Raw genomic sequence first — 17,188 nt, 5'->3', positions numbered from 1 at the left:
GCACCCTAGCAAAAACAAGAGAAGCCCAATGATCAAGGCAGCGCCTGCCTGGCTGGTACCCATAGCAGCCATCTTCATACTACAAACCACTACATCCTTCCTGTCACGGTTCATTCCCATCATTGCCCCCGCGATGTCCGAGGAGTTCGGCTGGAGCGGCAGTTCCATCGGCTACCTGACGGCGAGCAACTCGCTGGGCGGACTCGCCATATTGATCGGGGGCTCGGCCCTGATGAAACAGGTGGGGGGCATGCGCACTTTGCAGATTTGCCTGTTGATCGGGGCGGCCAGCATGGCTCTGTTCCTGAGTCCATGCGTCGGCATCGCCCTGGCCGCCTGCTTCGTGATGGGATTGAGCGGCGGCACCGCCAACCCGGCGGGCAGCGAAGTCCTGCAGCGCTATTCGCCGCCCGGGAAACGCAACCTGGTCTTTTCCATCAAGCAAGCCGGTGTCCCGCTTGGCGGCGTCATTGCGGGGCTGGTCATTCCGGCCATGATCGTCGTGGCCGGATGGCGGGTCGCGCTGTTTGCCTGCGCCATCCTGGTTGCCTTGCCCACCATCCTGACATGGCGCATGAGCCAGGGTCTGGACCAGACCGACGACGAGGGGGGCTGGCATTTCACCATGCCCGGCCGTCAAACGCTGCACACCCTTCAGGTGCCCCTGCAATCACTGATGAGCAATCGCGGCCTGATGAAGATGTCCATCGTCGGCAGCCTGTTCGCCGTATCTCAAAGCTGCTGGTTCACCTTCACCGTCATCTATCTGATCGACAGGCTGGGATTCTCGCTGGGCATGGCCGGCGTGGTGTTCGCCGTCATGCAGGCCGGCGGCGTGCTGGGCCGCATCGCGTGGGGATGGCTTTCCGACCGCTTGCGGTCAGCCACCGCAACGCTGTCCATCGTGGCGATCCTGTCGGCAGCCACGACGATACTGCTGGGGTTGAGCAAGCCCGAATGGCCTTTGTGGACGATCGTGGTGCTGGCGTTCGTGGCGGGTTGCTCGGCGGCAAGCTGGAACGGCGTGCAGATCGCCGAAGTGGCGCGCCGCTCACCGCCCGACCTGATCTCCGAAACCTCGGCGGGCTCCAGCATTCTGGTCAACCTGATGAATATGCTGGTGCCGACCGCCTTCGCGGCCTTCGTGGCATTCAGCGGCCGCTATGATTATGCCTTCGGCTTCGTGGGCGCCTGCACCCTGCTCGTGCTCGTGTTCCTGCCGCGCGACAGGCAGGCGGCGTAATCAGGGTCCAGGGTCGCCGGCATATACGCAGCGCCGCACTTCAAGAGCAGCGAAACCCATAAACACGGAGCACTCATGAAGCCACGCATAACCGTGATTACCCTGGGCGTCGACGACCTTGAACGGTCGCTGCGCTTCTATCGCGACGGGCTGCACCTGCCCACCGAGGGCATCATGGGCCAGCAATTCGAGCATGGAGCCGTCGCCTTCTTCGATCTTCAGCCGGGGCTGAAGCTGGCCGTCTGGCCGCGCAAAAGCCTGGCGCACGACTCGGGGCTTTCAGCGGACAAGCCAAGCGCCACGGAGCTTTCGCTGGGACACAACGTGGCCACCCGGAATGAAGTGGACGATGTCATGGACCAGGCACAAGCCGCCGGCGCCGTCATCGTCAAGCCTGCCCAAGAAACGTTCTGGGGCGGCTATGCCGGTTATTTCCAGGATCCGGACGGCCACCTGTGGGAAGTTGTCTGGAATCCCGAATTGCTGCCTGAAGAGTAGAACCATGAACCCGGAAGACCTGGAGCGGCTGATTACGCAGCGCATGCCTTACGGCAAATACAAGGGACGCCTCATCGCCGACCTTCCCGGCCACTACCTGAACTGGTTCGCCCGGGAAGGCTTTCCCAAGGGCGAGGTCGGCCGCCTTCTTGCATTGATGCACGAACTGGATCACAACGGGTTGACCGCCCTGCTGACGCCGCTCAGGACGCGGCGCTATCCGGCTCCGCCCGCGGGTTCCGCGCCGCCCTCGGCGACAGGCGCTTGATAGACCTTCATTTCGCTACGCCCGAAAGTCAGTCCGCGGTCCGCCACTTCGCGCATGATGCCCAGATTGATCGTTTGCTGAATATCCATATACCGGTTGTAGTCGGCGCTCAGCACATAATAGACCACCTCATATTCCAGCCCCCGCTCGGTGAACTGAAGCAGATGCGCCCGGTCGAAACGCGTGCCGTCCTGGGCCTGGATCAAGGCCTTGACGGCGTGGGCTATTTCCTCCGCCTGCCCCGCATCCGCGCCATAGGCCACGCTGAAGCGGAAAGCCACACGGCGCAGGTCCATGCGCTTGTAGTTCTGTATGGTCTGCTTGAGCAGTTCGGTGTTGGAGCACACGATCTGCTCGCCGCCCAGGCTGCGGATGCGCGTTGTCTTCAGCCCAACGTGTTCGATGCTGCCGGCGATGCCGCCCACCACGATGAAGTCGCCCGGCTCGAAAGGCTTGTCCAGCCCTATCGACACCGAAGCGAACAGATCGCTTAGCACCACTTGCGCCGCCAGCGCGACGGCCACGCCGCCTATGCCCAGACTGGCGATGAAGGCCGTGATGTTGACCCCCAGGTTGTCCAGAACCGCCAGCACGGCCACCACCCACAGCACGGCCCGGGCCGCAAACCCCACTATACTCATTGCGACGGCGTTCAGGTCGGCGCGGCGCTCCAGATACCGCGCCAGGCCGAATGTAATGGCCCCATTCAGCCACAGGGCCACTTGCAGCACCACAGCCACGAACCACAGTTGCGACATGCCGGCCCGCCAGGCCGGGGGCATGTCCAGGAATTTCACGCCGATCAGGATGGACAGGACAAGCAGGGCGAAGGAACTGGTGCTGGCCGCGATCTGGAAAAACATGCGGGTGAATACCCGGCGCTTGTGCTCGGCGTCCTGTCCGGCGCGCCGCCGCACCCATTGCCTGATCAGCAGCAAAGCCATCAGAACCAGCGCGGCCACCACGCAGGCCGACAGCCAGTTCCAAATGGGAATAGACAAGATTCTGGTTTCCAGCCACCACTCGCGCATCGGTCCGCTCCTTTCATCGGGTACAAGCCCAGAAGCGGCAGCAAATTCCATGCCCCGGAAACCGGGAACGCCGATTGCTGCACCGCCATGCGGGCTGCCGCCGCAGCCCGTCCATTTCAACATGCAAGGAAATCGCCATGACGAACCGACCTGATCAACCTTCCGAAAGCCTGCAAAAAGACGACCGCCTTCGCGAGGAGCAGCGCAGCCATCGCGACCAACAGAATCGAAGCAAGAAAGACGGCCATACCAGCCAGATCGGCACCGGCCAGGATCAGAACAGCCAGCGCAACCGCGGGCAGGGCGCGCGCCGCCCCTGAAAGCCCCCTACCGGATGTGGCGCACAGCCACAATCCGGGGCTTAGTGGAAACACCGAATTTCTACGTGATAACCCTGCCAGCTGGCCAGAAAAAATTCTGGCTGACGCAAATATCGAAGCTTGAAGCTTCTTTTGAAACCCTTATGAACACTGGCTTTCAGGAGAAATCAAGAACCGAGAAATCTTCCTGGCACTAAAAATCGACCAGCTTACAAATTGTTGACTCGCCTATTCGGATAGCCTATAAAAGCGACGGCAGTTGATAGTTTGTACCTTGTTGCAACCAACGATACGTAGTCATATAAGCCAGGAGACACAGAAATGAAAAGCAGTGCTAAATCGGATAGCAGCCTCGCCCCCGCCAAGTCGTCGCGTCGCCAGTTCCTAGGCGGCGCCGCCGCCGGTACGGTGGCCGCCGTCGGCATGGGCTTCCCCGCCATCGTCAGTGCGCAAACCCCCATCAATTTCCGCTTCCAGAGCACCTGGCCGACGGTCGACATCTTCCACGAATACGCTCTGGATTTCGCCAAGAAGATCAACGACATGACCGGCGGCGAGCTCAAGATCGAAGTCTTGCCGGCCGGCGCGGTCGTGCCCGCATTCGCCCTGCTCGACGCCGTGTCCAAGGGCACTCTGGACGGCGGCCACGGCGTGCTGGGCTACAACTACGGCAAGCAGAACGCCCTGGCGCTGTATTCGTCCGGCCCGGCCTTCGGCATGGACGCCAACATGGTTCTGGCCTGGCACAAATACGGCGGCGGCAAAGAGCTTCTGGTCAAGCTGTACAACGACATCGGCGGCAACGTGGAGTCCTTCCTCAGCGGCCCCATGCCCACGCAGGCCTTTGGCTGGTTCAAGAAACCCGTCACCAAGACGGCCGACCTGAAAGGCCTGAAGTTCCGCACCAACGGCCTGGCCATCGACCTGTTCACGGCCATGGGCGCGGCGGTCAACGCCCTGCCCGGCGGCGAAATCGTCCCGGCCCTGGACCGCGGCCTGCTGGACGGCGCCGAGTTCAACAACGCCACATCGGATCGCCTGCTGGGCTTCCCCGACGTGTCCAAGGTGTGCATGCTGCAAAGCTTCCACCAATCGTCCGAAACCTTCGAGATCATCTTCAACCGGGACAAATACAAGGCCTTGCCCGAGAAGATGAAAGCCATCATCGCCAACGCCGTGGAGGCCGCGTCGGCCGACATGTCCTGGAAGGCGGTCGACCGCTACTCGCAGGACTACATCAAGCTGCAAAAGGAAGACGGCGTCAAGTTCTACAAGACGCCCGACGCCATCCTGCAAGAGCAGCTTACCGTCTGGGACGACATCGTCGCCAAGAAGGGTGAAACCAATCCGCTCTTCAAGGAAATCGAACAGTCGCAGCGCGCCTTTGCAGCGCGCGCGGTGTCCTGGGACATGGACACCAACAACAACCGGCGCATGGCTTACAACCACTATTTCGGCAAAAAGCCAGCCGCCAAGAAGAAAAGCTAAGCCGTAGCGCTGCTGCACAGAACACTACCCAGCTGTACGGGTAGTGTTTTTTAAATCGGCTGCCCCGGAGCCGCAGCGCCTTGCGCGCGGTTCCGCTGCTTCTTCCCCAGCAAGGTGAATCAACCATGCAAAAATTTTTGCAAACAATAGACCGGGTCAATACCTGGATAGGGCAGCTTTTTGGCTGGTTTGTCCTGGCATTGACGCTGTTCGTGACTTACGAAGTGTTTTCGCGCTACGCGCTGGGCGATCCGCACTCATGGGCCTTCGACGCCATGAACATGATGTACGGCGCATTGTTCATGATGGCCGGCGCCTACACCCTGTCCAAGAACGGACACGTGCGCGGCGACGTTCTGTACGGCTTCTTCCCGCCCCGCCTGCAGGCCGGCCTGGACCTGACCCTGTACATCCTGTTCTTCATACCCGGCGTCGTGGCGCTGGCCTGGGCCGGCTACAACTATGCCCTGGAGTCGTACATGATCAATGAACACTCCACCATTACCGCCGACGGCCCGCCCATCTATCCCTTCAAGTTCATCATTCCCCTGGCCGGCGTCACCCTGCTGTTCCAGGGCTTTGTCGAAATCGTCTACTGCATCCAGTGCCTCAAACAAGGCGACTGGCCCAAGCGCGACAAAGACGTCGAAGAAGTCGACGTGGACAAACTCAAAGACATGGTGCATGTGGATACCAACGAAATCAACGCGCTTGACTCTATCGTCATCGACCAGGAAAAAGGGAAGCAACCATGAGAAAAGAGATATGGTTCGGCCTCTCTATATTAGCGGCCGTCGTCATCGCCCTGATAGTGCTCATGCCATCGCCGGCGGACATTACCAACGGCCACCTGGGCCTGCTGATGCTGGGCCTGATCGTCGTGACCATCATGCTGGGGTTTCCGACGGCCTTCACCCTGATGGGCATGGGCGTCATGTTCACCTACCTGGCCTACCGCGGCATGGGGCCGCAGGTCGCCATCGAACAAACGCTGGACCTGATGGTGCTGCGCACCTATGCGGTCATGACCAACGACGTGCTGATCGCCGTGCCGCTGTTCATTTTCATGGGCTATCTGGTCGAGCGCGCCAACCTCATTGAAAAACTGTTCAAGAGCATGCACCTGGCCATGGCCCGCGTGCCGGGCTCGCTGGCCGTGGCCACCGTCATTACCTGCGCCGTTTTCGCCACGGCCACGGGCATCGTAGGCGCCGTGGTCACGCTGATGGGCCTGCTGGCCCTGCCGGCCATGCTCAAGGCGGGCTACAGCATACGGCTGACCGCCGGCGCCATCACCGCGGGCGGTTGCCTGGGCATCATGATCCCGCCATCAGTGCTGCTCATCGTGTACGGCGCGGTAGCCGGCGTGTCGGTAGTCAAGCTGTATGCGGGGGCCTTCTTTCCCGGCATCATGCTGGCCCTGCTGTACGTCGCGTACATCATGATCGTGGCAAAAGTCAGCCCCAAGTCGGCGCCTCCGCTGACCGAGGAAGAACGCCGCGTCACGCTGCCCGAGTTCGCCCAGACCATCAAGGAAACCGTCAGCAACCGGGTGCTCCCCGGCCTGATCGGCGCCATGAAAGGCAAGCGCAACGCCAACGTGCCCATGCGCACCTTGTTCAACCACCTGGTCATCGCGCTGCTGCCCGCCCTGGTATTTGCCGCCGCCATGCTGCTCAGCTACGAGATCGTCACCAAGCCCGCTCCCGCCCAGGAAAGCGGCCTGGTCGAAATGGGCTTTGCGGCCGAGTTCGACAACAGCCTTGACAGCGGCGGCCTGCAAGAACCGGAAGGCTCGGCCGGACTGGCCGAACCGGCGGGCGCGGAGGCGGTTGAATCCGCAGCCGACACCGGCGATGCGGCGGGCGCGGAAGCCGACGCGGCGGCCGATTCGGTTCCCGCCCCTACAAGCTTCTGGATCACCCTGGCCGTGGGCACGGTCCTGCTGATTATCTTCTACGCCATCTTCACCTTTGCGCGCCTTGAAGTCTTCAAGATGCTGCTCAGCTCCTTCTTCCCGCTGGCCATCATGATCCTTGCGGTGCTGGGCAGCATCGTGTTCGGCCTGGCCACACCGTCGGAAGCGGCGGCCATGGGCTCGTTCGGCGGCCTGCTGCTGGCGCTGGCCTACCGGCGACTGAACATGGAGATGCTGAAGGAATCGGTGTACCTGGCGGCCAAGACCAGCGCCATGGTGTGCTGGCTGTTCGTGGGCTCCAGCATCTTCTCGGCCGCCTTCGCGCTGCTGGGCGGCCAGGAGATCATCAACAGCTGGGTGCTGGGCATGGACCTGACCCCGGTGCAGTTCATGATCCTGGCGCAGATCGTCATCTTCCTGCTGGGCTGGCCGCTGGAATGGACCGAGATCATCGTGATCTTCATGCCCATCTTCCTGCCCCTGCTGGCGCACTACCAGATCGATCCGCTGTTCTTCGGCCTGCTGGTGGCCCTGAACCTGCAAACGGCCTTCCTGTCGCCGCCGGTCGCCATGTCCGCGTTCTACCTGAAGGGGGTCGCGCCGCCGCATGTCACCCTGAACCAGATCTTCGCGGGGATGCTGCCCTTCATGGGAATACAGATCATCGCCATCGTGATGCTGTATGTGTTCCCGGAAATCGGCCTGTGGCTGCCCAGGGTGCTTTACTGATCCGTAAATAACAAGAGGGCCGCCAGGGTCCCACGCAGCAAGCCGGCTCCGCAAGGAGCCGGTTTTTTTGTAGCGCAAAAATATAAACTTGCGGTAGCAATAACCATTTTATTGACATGGTTATAATCAACAACAAATACAAATGCTTGCCAACAGTCGCAAACATGATCTACATCAAGACGGTGTCCCCAGAACCATCCTAACATCGCCCTTATTCCCCATTTTCACAACAAGAACCCGCAGCCTGCGCCCCCGGCGCCGGCCCCTTGAGACTACCTACTTCCATTCCATGCGCGTCAATCTTCCCGTCAACAACGTCGAAACCAAGCTCCGGCCTGACCAGTACCTGATCTCCAAAACCGACAAGAAAGGCCGAATCACCTATGCCAACCCGGCATTCATCGAAATCAGCGGCTATACCCGCGAAGAGCTTATCGGCAAGCCGCATAACCTGATCCGCCACCCCGACATGCCGCCCGCGGCGTTCCAGGATCTATGGGATACCCTGCATGCGCGCAAGCCCTGGCTGGGTCTGGTCAAGAACCGGCGCAAGGACGGCGGCTTCTATTGGGTGCTGGCCAACGCGGTGCCCATTTACGAGCATGGCGAAGTCAGCGGGTACGCCTCGGTCCGGATCCAGCCCACCCAGGAGCAGATCGATGCCGCCCAGGAATTCTATGACGACATCAACGCGGGCCGGGCCGGCGGCTACACCGTCAGGCACGGCCAGCGCGTGCGCACCGGATGGCGGCGGATTTTCGACGTCGCCGCCCTGCCTTTCGCCCGAACCCTGAAGGCCGGCATGTTCCGCATGGCGGTGCTGTCCACGGCCACCATCGCCGCCGCCACCTGGCTGGCCTTGACCGGCGGCGTTTCCGCCCCCTACCAGGCATGGACGCTGGCCGGCATCGGCGCCGCCACCGCGGCCAGCCTGGCCTATGGCTGGCGCATTGCCCAGAGCGTCATTCAGCCGCTGGACGGCGCCGCAAAAATCGCCCGCCAGGTCGCGTCCGGCAATCTGCTTATCGACATCGACACCCGCCAGCAAGGCGAGGTCGGCAACCTGTATTTCTATCTGGACATGATGCGCAAGAGCCTGCTGGGCATCGCCAACGACGTGCATGCCGGCGCCTACGCCACCGCTCGCATGGCCCAGATCCTGGATGCCAGCAACACCAACCTGTCCGCCCGCACCGAAGACCAGGCCGCATCCCTGCAGGAAACCGCCGCCAGCATGGAAGAGCTGACCGTAACCGTCAAGCAGAACGCCGACAACGCCCATCTGGCCAGCCAGCTGGCCGACGACAGCATGCAGATCGCGCAACGCGGCGGCGCCGTGGTGGGCGACGTCGTCAATACCATGCAGGGCATACACGACAGCTCGCGCAAGATCGGCGACATCGTCTCCTTGATAGAAGAGATCGCCTTTCAGACCAACATCCTGGCCCTCAACGCCGCCGTGGAGTCGGCCCGCGCCGGCGAGGCCGGCCGCGGTTTTGCCGTGGTCGCGGGCGAAGTGCGCAGCCTGGCCCAGAAGAGCTCGCAGGCCGCCAAGGAAATCAAGACGCTGATCGATGAATCGGTCGACCGCATGGCGGTCGGTTCCGAACACGCCGCCCGCGCCGGCCAGACCATGCAGGAGATCGTCGACTCCGTGCGGCGCGTCACCGACATCATGGGCGAGATCTCCACCGCATCGGTGGAACAGTCCAGCGGCCTGGAACAGATCAACCAGGCCATCGCCCAGATGGACGGCGTCACCCATCAAAACGCCGCCCTGGTCCAGGACCTGGGCAACACCGTACGGGCACTGACCGGCGAAGCCGGCGGCCTGCGGCAGGCGATAGAAGTACTGAATACGGGGAAGCAGGTTGGCTCCGTCGCTGCCGCTCAAACGGGAAGGCCGGCAGCCGAACCCGCGTTGCCTCAAAGCGGGGTCGGCCGCGATCCTGGACGGCATGGCAAGCCCGCCCTGGCCTATTCCGGAAATTGAAGCGGAAGGATTGCCCCTCAGTACTGAAATTGATATCATTTATATAGATTCAGTACTGATTTGGAGGCCTTATATGCATAATACGGTGACGGTCGCCGAGATCAAGCGCCGCGGCATGGCCGCGATCGATGAAGGCTTGCGTCGAGGTCCAGTCCATATCATCAAGCGCAACAAGTCAGCCGCCGTTGTGTTGTCCGAAGAGGAATACCAGCGCCTTGTTGGCGAACAGCCACAAGCCGGCTCTGAAATGACCGCGTTGCAGTGGTTGTTGACGCAGCCGTCTGCGGGCTCACGCGAAAAGGCCGAGATCGATGCCAAGCTGGCTGAAGAGCGCGACTGGTGATTGCGTTCTTCGATGCCTGCACCCTGATCTATCTGATTGAAGGCAAAGAGCCGTTCGCGGCACGGGTGCGCGGTCAGCTTGCCGCACTATCGCAAGCTCACCCAGATGCCCAAGCGGCCATCAGCCGGCTGTCCTGGCCGGAATGCCGTGTCGGACCAATGAAGAGCAATGATCTCGATGTATTGGCCCGGTACGATGCATTCTTCGCTCGCCAGGATATCGTATGGGTCGAGTTGAACCGCCAAGTCGTGGAACTGGCTGCCGCAATTCGAGTGCGCCACGGGCTTCGCACGCCGGATGCCCTGCAGGCGGCCAGTTGCCTGCAATTGGGCGCGGATCACCTGCTACTGACAGGCGACCCGGCATTTGAACGCGTCCACGGACTGAATGTCGCCATGGTCACGTAACCATCATCTACAGCGCCTGCGCCCACTCATGCCGGACCCGGCGCAGCGCTTCGGGCAGCGTGCCCTCCATGCGGGCGAACAGCTCGTCGTGCAGTTCCAGCTCCCTGCGCCAGGCTTCGGCATCGCAAATCATCAGTTGCTCGAATTGCGCATCGTCCAGCGGCAGGCCGGCCCAGTCCATGTCCTGAAACTGCGGCGAGATGCCGAAGAAGCCCTCCTCGCCCTGGGCGCCGCCTTCCAGCCGGCCGATAATCCATTTGAGCACCCGCACATTGTCGGCAAAGCCAGGCCAGATGAACTTGCCGTCGGCGTCCTTGCGGAACCAGTTCACGCAATAGATGCGTGGGGGCGTCACGCCCAGGCGTTCCAGGCCGGATCCCAGGCTGAGCCAATGCGCGAAATAATCGCCCATGTTGTAACCGCAAAACGGCAGCATGGCGAAAGGGTCGCGCCGCACCACCCCCTGCTTGCCGGCTGCCGCCGCCGTGGTCTCCGAACCCATGGTGGCCGCCATGTAAACGCCCTCGGCCCAGTTGCGTGCCTCGGTCACCAGCGGGACGGTATCGGATCGCCGGCCGCCGAACAGGAAGGCGTCCATCACCACTCCTTCAGGATTCTCCCACTCCGGGTCGATGGACGGGCACTGGGAAGCCGGAGCGGTAAAGCGCGCATTCGGATGAGCCGCCTTGCGTCCGGTTTCCCGGGCGATCTCGGGAGTCCAGTCCCGGCCCTGCCAATCGGTCAGGTGCGCCGGTGCTTCAGAGCTCATGCCCTCCCACCACACATCGCCATCGTCCGTCAGGGCGACATTGGTGAAGATGACGTTTTCCCGCAGCGTCGCCATGGCGTTGTAGTTCGTCTTCTCGCTGGTGCCGGGCGCCACGCCGAAGTAGCCCGCCTCGGGGTTGATGGCCCGAAGGCGGCCGTCGGGCCCGGGCTTGATCCAGGCGATGTCGTCGCCCACCGTCGTAACCTTCCATCCATCGAACTGGGCGGGAGGAATCACCATGGCGAAATTGGTCTTGCCGCATGCCGAAGGGAATGCCGCGCCGATGTGGTACTTGCGGCCCTCGGGCGACTGCACGCCCAGGATAAGCATGTGTTCCGCCAGCCAGCCCTCGTCCCGCCCCATGGTCGAGGCAATCCGCAAGGCGAAGCACTTCTTGCCCAGCAAGGCGTTGCCCCCGTAGCCGGAACCGAAACTCCATATTTCCCGGCTTTCGGGAAAATGCACGATGTACTTGGTGTCGTTGCAAGGCCAAGGAACATCAGCCTCGCCCGACGCCAGCGGCTTGCCCACGGAATGCACGCAGGGCACGAAATCGCCCTTGTCGCCGAGCAGGTCGTACACCTTCTTGCCCATGCGCGTCATGATGCGCATGTTCGCAACCACGTAGGGGCTGTCGGTCAGCTCGATGCCCAAGTGCGATATGGGCGAGCCCAATGGCCCCATGGAAAAAGGAACCACATACAACGTGCGCCCGCGCATGCACCCCGCAAACAGGCCGTCCAGCGTCTGACGCATCTTCTCCGGCGCCATCCAGTTGTTGGTCGGGCCCGCGTCCTCCTCGCGCTCGGAGCAAATAAACGTGCGGTCTTCCACCCGGGCGACGTCGGACGGGTCGGACCAGGCCAGATAAGAATTGGGACGCTTCTTGGCATCGAGCCGGCGCATGGTGCCATTGGCCACCAGCTGCGCGCACATCCGGTCGTACTCTTCCTGCGAACCGTCACACCAGACGATGCGGTCGGGCTGCGTATGGCGGGCGATCTGGCGCACCCACTTGATCAGCCCTTGATGCCTGACATGGGCGGGCGGCGTATCGGCCAACGCCCCGCCGGCGTGTTGCTGCTGCGTGGATCCATCCTCGGCGGCCGCCGCTTGAGCGCGCTCACTATATAGCTTATCCATGCTGTCTTCCTCTTGGTTCGAAATCTTCTGGATGTTCGGCATCGAGCATCATGCGCCTGCGGCGGTCACGCAGACAGCGCGCCAGCCAATCAAACGCCACTTTCACGCGATAATAACGCGCAGATGTAAGAAGATTGCACCATGAAGCTTCAAGAGGTGTCTATCCAACGCGCAGCCTACTTCGCGGCGCCAAATTCCCAGCGCCGGAACAATGATGATTTCCGGCGGCGCCCGGCGAATACCTAGGCCCGTTCCAGCCGCCGTTGCAGCCATACCAGCGGAAGGCCTGCGGCAAGAACCAGCAGCCCCAGCAGCGCCCCGGCGCCCGCATACTGTATGCTGGACCAGCACAGGGCCAGGCAGGTAAAGGCGAATACCAGGGGCGTCAGCGGATACAAGGGCACCCGGAAAGGCCTGGCCCCTTCCCTGTCCCGCCGGCGCAGCACTATCACCGCGCATGCGGTCAAAAACATGAATAGCCAGAATACCGGCGCGGTATAGGCCACCATGGCCTGGATGCCGCCCTGGCTGAGCACGCCGAACAGAATCAGCGCCAGCGTAATGGCCGCCTGCAGCAAAAGCGCCCGCGCGAGCGTCTTTCCACGATCGCTCCATGCGCCCAGGCCGCGCAACGCCCGAACGTCGCGGCCCAGTGCGCAGTACACCCGAGCGCCCGTGAAGATACTGCCATTGATCGTACCCAGCGCGGTGCAGCACACCAGCAAGCTAAGCAGCACGGCCGCCCACGGCCCGGCGACCAGGCGCATCAAGTCCGCACCCACCGCCTGCGTGCCCCGCAGCCCCTCCAGTCCGAAGATCCGCAGGTAAGCCGCATTCACCACCAGGTAGACGGCGGTCACCACCAGCGTCCCGATCAACAACACGCGGCTCATGTTGCGCCCCGGATTGCGCAGTTCTCCCGATAGATACGCCGCTTCGTTCCAGCCCCCGTAAGTCAGCAGCACGAACACCATGCCCAGGCCCAGGCCCAGGGCGCCGGCCGGATTGCCGACGGGCGCGGAAGACGACGTCACCGGCATAAGCGGTGAATCGGCGGCCAGCATAAGGCCCGCAAGACTGGTGAGCAGCAAGGCTGCAATCGTGGCGCCCGCCAGCAGCAACTGGACCCGCTTGGATTGCAAGGTGCCCAGCACATTCAGCGCCGTCAGGACAATGACCGCCATCGCCCCATGCAGCGCCGGGCCGTAAGACCCCAGCGGCATCAGGATCTGCGCATAATCACCATAGATGAACGCGACTGCCGCGATCGAGCCCGTTTGTATGACCGTGCCCCGCGCCCAGGCGAACAGCATTCCCACCGGCAGGCCCCATGCCCGTACAAGAAAATGGTATTCACCGCCCGAGTCCGGATACGTGCTGCCCAGTTCGGCATAGCACAGCGCGCCCACCAGCATGATCAACCCGCCGGCCAGCCAAAGCGCCAAATAGATAGCGGGCGTCTGGGCCTGCTGCGCCACCAGCGGCGGAAACCCGAAGATGCCGATGCCCACCACCACGCCCACCAGCATGGCCACGGCATCCAGGACCGACAGCCCGCCGGCCGCCGCATGGGGCAAGACGGATTTCATGGCCGCCTACTGGCGCCTGGCGCGCCAGCCCTGGGTGAACCCGGGCTCGGCGGCCGCCACCGCCACCATCGCATCCCCCTGAACACGGCCCGCATACCGCCTGGCATCAGCGCCTTCGCCGACATCAAAGCGCAGATCCGAGCCGCGCAGCCGTCCGCTTACCGGCCCCATGTCTCGACCATCCCGCATTGCGCGGCCGTCGAATTTCTGAAAAGACTGGGCAATGTCCAGCGTCATCTCGCCGTCGGGACCGCTTACCCGCCACTTTCCATCCACCCTGGCGGGCACCACCCAAAAATAGACCCGGCTTCGACCCACATCGGCATGGGCGTCGCTTTCCCAGTCATCCATGTCGAAATCATGGGATACGATCCGGGTGCCGGGCGCCAGGCCCAGAATGGCCGAACGCAGTTTCAGGTTCACATCCGGCAGCAAATACATGCTGATCACCGATGCACCGGATAAATCCGTCTTAAACAGATCCTGGACTTCGAAGCGCACCTTGTCCGCCACGCCCTCTTGCTGGGCGCTGGCACGCGCCTCGTCCACGCGATCGGGGTCGATATCCACCCCGAAAGCCCCCTTGGCGCCGAAGTCCCGCACGGCCGCCACCGGAATCCGGCCATCGCCCGAACCCAGGTCGATCAGAAAGTCGGACGGCCCCACTTGCGCCATGTCCAGCATGCGGGACACCACCTCCGTACGCGTGGGCACAAAAGGCACATCCAGATTGAGCGGCGTCTGTGCAGCCGCCGTACCTGTAAAGGACAAGGCCAACATCAGCATGATGGATCGAACCCCCAGTATCGGGCTGCGATACAGCAGCCTTCCGCCAAAGTTGCTCATGATCGACTCCCTGTGTTGGGATGCTGCTAATTGGATTTCGGTAATTTACATGAAGCTGAATAAAATCTTACTATAAGCTGAATATTTTGCTCAATGACCGAATTGATAGCATGCGCAACAGTGAGCTATATGAGTCTCCTGGCTCCCTCCACTCCGTTTTGATACACTCTGTATTAATTTGACAGGAGAGTCCGTCTTTCATAACATAGACGTTATATAATGCCTATCTTAGAATTCGAAAAAGAAGCGGAAGATGAGCTTGATGCGCTTTACGAAGCCGATGCTGACAGCGCAGCATTGATAGACGCAGTTATTGAACAGCTAGAAGACTCACCCAAACTTCTGGAGAGCCTTTGCATTGAGGGCTCCCACCTTAACCGAAAACCTTCCTTTGAGGTTAAAAGATTTCAAGAATTATGGCGCAATAAATACACTATATATTTTCTGAAGATTACGCCGGAGGATGGCCCCGCCATTGGTTACCGGGTTCTTTATGGACATCATCCTCAAAAGGACATTTATCACATCTTAGCGATAATGGCTCGGGAAATTAACTATGAAAGCGACCACCCTCTCATTCAACGTATCTGCAATGCATACGAGAACCTCGGCATACCTCGCTATTGACGAGAGCTGCGGTTATGTTGTTCTTGATGCATCGTTAATCATGCCCGTCTCTATGGATGATTCGTTTGTATCAGCATACGTTGAAAATTCCAGCAAGCAGAACACCCGACGAAGCCGACTCGAGCGCGATCCGGCAAAGCGGGCCGCTTTGGCACGCGCCCGTCAGCGCATCGCAGATGCCCTATCGCATGATTCCGAATTCTCGTTGGCAAAGCTTCGCCTGCAAGCCGGGCTTTCGCAAGCTCAATTGGCCAGCATGATGAACACACAGCAGCCAGCTATTGCTCGCCTGGAGAAAGGGGAAACAGACCCTACTTTGTCAACGATACACAAGCTTTCCCAAGCCCTGGGCGTGAGTACTCAAGAGATAATCAACTCTTTTGAACACACAAAGGCGGCCACAAAAAAATGAAGTCCACAGTTCAGTTTTTTGCTCAGTATTGCGATGATGTTCGTCGTGAGGCTGACGGCAGGGCTTCACTAATGGGTATATACCCGGGAGAGATTGCGATTCCTGAAGGCGTGGGCACCGTTTCTCGAATCGCTGTGCAGGCTGTCGTCATGGCTGCATCCTTTACTGACCTAGATCTACCCTCAGTCGCCGTTTCTGTACAGTTGGGAAACAATAAAAGTCTTCGCAGACTCGGCCTTCCATCAAAAATGATTGAAGACCTAAGTCGAGAACATGACGGTGAGAAAGCCGAGCGCGTGATCATGTCCTTCGTTATCGAGCTAAAGGACATTTCGTTATCCAACCATGACAGCTTACGGACATTCGCGCACATTGGGGAGGACACAATTGAAGGCCCTCCTCTGCATATAAGACGGATGAATAAAAACACACATCCTCTGTGAAGTAACAAGCTGAACGGGTTACCTCGCATAATATGCCTCACCCACAAAATTCCGGATAGGCTCCTGAGATGGCAGGCCAGCATCCATGCCACCGTACTTGGCGCGCCATTTATAAACGTAGCGCTGCTCGTAGCTTGCTCTCGGCAAAGCTTTGGCGCCGGCTGCTTCAGACTGCCTGGGGATGGCAATTATCTCGCTACCGGTAAAGCATGAGGCCTTCATGCAAAATTTCTAAAATACTCTGTTAGAAAATTCGTAACGGCCCGCCCTGTACCGTCTAGAAGTCTCGGTTAAATCTCATCAAGATACGTGTCCATGTATTTTTTCAGATGTACACGTATTTCAATGAGCGATTCTCTTTCGGTAATGAGTTCTTCTGCGAGCCCTCGGCGCCGCTATCCGGTCGGATACAAACGTCAGGTGGTGCAGGAATCGATGGCGGGTGGTGCGTCCATTGCACGGGTTGCGCTGGCGCACGGCATCAATGCCAACCAATTGCACAATTGGCGCTGGCAGTATCGGCGTGGCGACTTCGGGCCAATTAGCCAAGGGCCGTTGCTGCTGCCGGTGCAGATAGCGGCGCCACCGGTATCCGCACCGCGCCAACCGGCCAAGATAATTGACGGGCAAGATAGGCCGGCGATCTCTGGCGTCGAACTGATCTTCCCAGCCGCGCGTGTCGTGATCCATGGCGCAGCGGACTTGTCTACGTTACGCTGCCTCATTCAGGCGCTACGAGAATGATCGGCTTACCGGCAGGAACCCGGGTCTGGCTGGCAGCCGGTGCGACCGATATGCGTCGTGGCTTCGATGGCCTGGCGACAACGGTCCAGGCCACGCTGCTTGAAGACCCCTTCAGCGGCCACGTATTTGTCTTTCGTGGGCGCAAGGGCGATCGCATCAAGGTGCTGTGGTGGAGTGGCGACGGCATGTGTCTGCTGGCAAAGCGCTTGGAACACGGTCATTTCGTGTGGCCCAGCGCCGAATCAGGGGCCGTGCATCTGACCTCCGCGCAGCTATCGATGCTGCTCGAGGGGATCGACTGGCGTCGGCCCGCTCGCACGCATAAACCGACTCAGGCCTAGCGTTAATAAAACGCTTGAGAGCCGCATTTTTATTGG

19 protein-coding genes and 1 pseudogene are annotated in these 17,188 nt (G+C 60.7%); 15 read left to right on the top strand and 5 right to left on the bottom strand.

The genetic code is table 11. The features are described 5' to 3' along the window. The first annotated feature begins 28 nt into the window (after positions 1-28). The 3 genes from OEG81_RS06865 (at position 29) to OEG81_RS06855 (ending at position 2,009) form a co-directional block, all read left to right on the top strand. On the top strand, positions 29-1,243 hold the full coding sequence (locus OEG81_RS06865) for an MFS transporter (protein WP_264131975.1): 1,215 nt from the start codon (positions 29-31) through the stop codon (positions 1,241-1,243). A gap of 75 nt (positions 1,244-1,318) precedes the next feature. Continuing rightward, complete coding sequence (locus tag OEG81_RS06860) at positions 1,319-1,741, top strand: VOC family protein (protein WP_264131974.1); 423 nt, start codon at positions 1,319-1,321, stop codon at positions 1,739-1,741. Positions 1,742-1,745: 4 nt separating this feature from the next. After that, the gene (locus OEG81_RS06855; RefSeq protein WP_264131973.1) at positions 1,746-2,009 is read left to right on the top strand and encodes a DUF3820 family protein; all 264 of its coding nucleotides are present in this window, start codon (positions 1,746-1,748) and stop codon (positions 2,007-2,009) included. On the opposite strand, the gene OEG81_RS06850 is transcribed toward OEG81_RS06855, so the two are convergent. Further along, entirely contained in the window at positions 1,958-3,010 is a 1,053-nt protein-coding gene (locus OEG81_RS06850) for a mechanosensitive ion channel family protein (protein WP_264131971.1), read from the bottom strand. The two genes, OEG81_RS06855 and OEG81_RS06850, sit on opposite strands and share 52 nt — an antisense overlap. A 167-nt stretch (positions 3,011-3,177) precedes the next feature. On the opposite strand from OEG81_RS06850, the gene OEG81_RS06845 reads away from it, so the two are divergent. From OEG81_RS06845 to OEG81_RS06815, 7 genes are all read left to right on the top strand, one after another. After that, on the top strand, positions 3,178-3,360 hold the full coding sequence (locus tag OEG81_RS06845) for a hypothetical protein (RefSeq protein WP_264131970.1): 183 nt from the start codon (positions 3,178-3,180) through the stop codon (positions 3,358-3,360). A gap of 321 nt (positions 3,361-3,681) precedes the next feature. Beyond that, the gene (locus tag OEG81_RS06840) at positions 3,682-4,848 is read left to right on the top strand and encodes a TRAP transporter substrate-binding protein (RefSeq protein ID WP_264131968.1); all 1,167 of its coding nucleotides are present in this window, start codon (positions 3,682-3,684) and stop codon (positions 4,846-4,848) included. A gap of 125 nt (positions 4,849-4,973) precedes the next feature. After that, positions 4,974-5,603: a TRAP transporter small permease subunit gene (locus tag OEG81_RS06835; RefSeq protein ID WP_264131966.1), complete on the top strand. Its 630-nt coding sequence runs from the start codon at positions 4,974-4,976 to the stop codon at positions 5,601-5,603. Continuing rightward, entirely contained in the window at positions 5,600-7,495 is a 1,896-nt protein-coding gene (locus OEG81_RS06830) for a TRAP transporter large permease (RefSeq protein WP_264131965.1), read from the top strand. Before OEG81_RS06835 ends, OEG81_RS06830 begins: the two co-directional genes overlap by 4 nt. A gap of 289 nt (positions 7,496-7,784) precedes the next feature. Then, complete coding sequence (locus tag OEG81_RS06825; protein ID WP_264131964.1) at positions 7,785-9,488, top strand: PAS domain-containing methyl-accepting chemotaxis protein; 1,704 nt, start codon at positions 7,785-7,787, stop codon at positions 9,486-9,488. A gap of 73 nt (positions 9,489-9,561) precedes the next feature. Continuing rightward, positions 9,562-9,831 (top strand): hypothetical protein, encoded by a 270-nt coding sequence (locus OEG81_RS06820; protein ID WP_264131963.1) that lies wholly within the window; start codon positions 9,562-9,564, stop codon positions 9,829-9,831. Beyond that, positions 9,828-10,238, top strand: coding sequence for a type II toxin-antitoxin system VapC family toxin (locus OEG81_RS06815; protein ID WP_264131962.1), 411 nt, complete (start codon positions 9,828-9,830; stop codon positions 10,236-10,238). Before OEG81_RS06820 ends, OEG81_RS06815 begins: the two co-directional genes overlap by 4 nt. A gap of 7 nt (positions 10,239-10,245) precedes the next feature. Here the strand turns inward: OEG81_RS06815 and OEG81_RS06810 are convergent, their stop codons facing one another. The 3 genes from OEG81_RS06810 to OEG81_RS06800 form a co-directional block, all read right to left on the bottom strand. Further along, a complete protein-coding gene (locus OEG81_RS06810) occupies positions 10,246-12,150 on the bottom strand; it encodes a phosphoenolpyruvate carboxykinase (GTP) (protein WP_264131961.1) in 1,905 nt (634 codons plus the stop codon). A 242-nt stretch (positions 12,151-12,392) separates the two neighbouring features. Further along, positions 12,393-13,739 carry an APC family permease gene (locus OEG81_RS06805; protein WP_264131960.1) on the bottom strand — a complete coding sequence of 449 codons (1,347 nt, stop codon included), beginning with the start codon at positions 13,737-13,739 and terminating at the stop codon, positions 12,393-12,395. 6 nt (positions 13,740-13,745) lie between these two features. Next, on the bottom strand, positions 13,746-14,585 hold the full coding sequence (locus OEG81_RS06800) for an SAM-dependent methyltransferase (protein ID WP_264131959.1): 840 nt from the start codon (positions 14,583-14,585) through the stop codon (positions 13,746-13,748). 219 nt (positions 14,586-14,804) lie between these two features. On the opposite strand from OEG81_RS06800, the gene OEG81_RS06795 reads away from it, so the two are divergent. The 3 genes from OEG81_RS06795 to OEG81_RS06785 are packed head-to-tail and all read left to right on the top strand — an operon-like array spanning position 14,805 to position 16,067. After that, on the top strand, positions 14,805-15,212 hold the full coding sequence (locus OEG81_RS06795) for a type II toxin-antitoxin system RelE/ParE family toxin (RefSeq protein WP_264131958.1): 408 nt from the start codon (positions 14,805-14,807) through the stop codon (positions 15,210-15,212). Beyond that, on the top strand, positions 15,142-15,624 hold the full coding sequence (locus OEG81_RS06790) for a helix-turn-helix domain-containing protein (RefSeq protein ID WP_264131957.1): 483 nt from the start codon (positions 15,142-15,144) through the stop codon (positions 15,622-15,624). Before OEG81_RS06795 ends, OEG81_RS06790 begins: the two co-directional genes overlap by 71 nt. Then, entirely contained in the window at positions 15,621-16,067 is a 447-nt protein-coding gene (locus OEG81_RS06785; protein WP_264131956.1) for a hypothetical protein, read from the top strand. Before OEG81_RS06790 ends, OEG81_RS06785 begins: the two co-directional genes overlap by 4 nt. Positions 16,068-16,139: 72 nt before the next feature. Here the strand turns inward: OEG81_RS06785 and OEG81_RS06780 are convergent. Beyond that, positions 16,140-16,289: pseudogene (locus OEG81_RS06780) on the bottom strand (IS3 family transposase); the annotation flags it as partial. Between the two features lie 123 nt (positions 16,290-16,412). Here OEG81_RS06780 and tnpA point away from each other — a divergent pair. Then, positions 16,413-16,811, top strand: a complete 399-nt coding sequence (tnpA, locus tag OEG81_RS06775) for an IS66-like element accessory protein TnpA (RefSeq protein ID WP_264130848.1) — start codon at positions 16,413-16,415, stop codon at positions 16,809-16,811. Beyond that, entirely contained in the window at positions 16,808-17,152 is a 345-nt protein-coding gene (tnpB, locus tag OEG81_RS06770) for an IS66 family insertion sequence element accessory protein TnpB (protein WP_264130849.1), read from the top strand. The genes tnpA and tnpB overlap by 4 nt, the downstream gene beginning before the upstream one ends. The last annotated feature ends 36 nt before the right edge of the window (positions 17,153-17,188 follow it).

It is taken from the genome of Pollutimonas sp. M17 (assembly GCF_025836975.1).
In the GTDB taxonomy this organism is placed as follows: Bacteria; Pseudomonadota; Gammaproteobacteria; order Burkholderiales; family Burkholderiaceae_B.
This window is presented reverse-complemented; position numbering and strand designations above follow the sequence as displayed.

Excerpts from the sequence above, each read along its gene's own strand:
- OEG81_RS06865 (WP_264131975.1), top strand. The coding sequence starts at position 29 with ATGATCAAGGCAGCGCCTGCCTGGCTGGTACCCATAGCAGCCATCTTC.
- OEG81_RS06860 (WP_264131974.1), top strand. The coding sequence starts at position 1,319 with ATGAAGCCACGCATAACCGTGATTACCCTGGGCGTCGACGACCTTGAA.
- OEG81_RS06810 (WP_264131961.1), bottom strand. The coding sequence starts at position 12,150 with ATGGATAAGCTATATAGTGAGCGCGCTCAAGCGGCGGCCGCCGAGGAT.
- OEG81_RS06785 (WP_264131956.1), top strand. The coding sequence starts at position 15,621 with ATGAAGTCCACAGTTCAGTTTTTTGCTCAGTATTGCGATGATGTTCGT.
- tnpA (WP_264130848.1), top strand. The coding sequence starts at position 16,413 with ATGAGCGATTCTCTTTCGGTAATGAGTTCTTCTGCGAGCCCTCGGCGC.
- OEG81_RS06855 (WP_264131973.1), top strand. The coding sequence starts at position 1,746 with ATGAACCCGGAAGACCTGGAGCGGCTGATTACGCAGCGCATGCCTTAC.
- OEG81_RS06805 (WP_264131960.1), bottom strand. The coding sequence starts at position 13,739 with ATGAAATCCGTCTTGCCCCATGCGGCGGCCGGCGGGCTGTCGGTCCTG.
- tnpB (WP_264130849.1), top strand. The coding sequence starts at position 16,808 with ATGATCGGCTTACCGGCAGGAACCCGGGTCTGGCTGGCAGCCGGTGCG.
- OEG81_RS06845 (WP_264131970.1), top strand. The coding sequence starts at position 3,178 with ATGACGAACCGACCTGATCAACCTTCCGAAAGCCTGCAAAAAGACGAC.
- OEG81_RS06840 (WP_264131968.1), top strand. The coding sequence starts at position 3,682 with ATGAAAAGCAGTGCTAAATCGGATAGCAGCCTCGCCCCCGCCAAGTCG.
- OEG81_RS06790 (WP_264131957.1), top strand. The coding sequence starts at position 15,142 with ATGAAAGCGACCACCCTCTCATTCAACGTATCTGCAATGCATACGAGA.
- OEG81_RS06835 (WP_264131966.1), top strand. The coding sequence starts at position 4,974 with ATGCAAAAATTTTTGCAAACAATAGACCGGGTCAATACCTGGATAGGG.
- OEG81_RS06830 (WP_264131965.1), top strand. The coding sequence starts at position 5,600 with ATGAGAAAAGAGATATGGTTCGGCCTCTCTATATTAGCGGCCGTCGTC.
- OEG81_RS06795 (WP_264131958.1), top strand. The coding sequence starts at position 14,805 with ATGCCTATCTTAGAATTCGAAAAAGAAGCGGAAGATGAGCTTGATGCG.
- OEG81_RS06825 (WP_264131964.1), top strand. The coding sequence starts at position 7,785 with ATGCGCGTCAATCTTCCCGTCAACAACGTCGAAACCAAGCTCCGGCCT.
- OEG81_RS06820 (WP_264131963.1), top strand. The coding sequence starts at position 9,562 with ATGCATAATACGGTGACGGTCGCCGAGATCAAGCGCCGCGGCATGGCC.
- OEG81_RS06800 (WP_264131959.1), bottom strand. The coding sequence starts at position 14,585 with ATGAGCAACTTTGGCGGAAGGCTGCTGTATCGCAGCCCGATACTGGGG.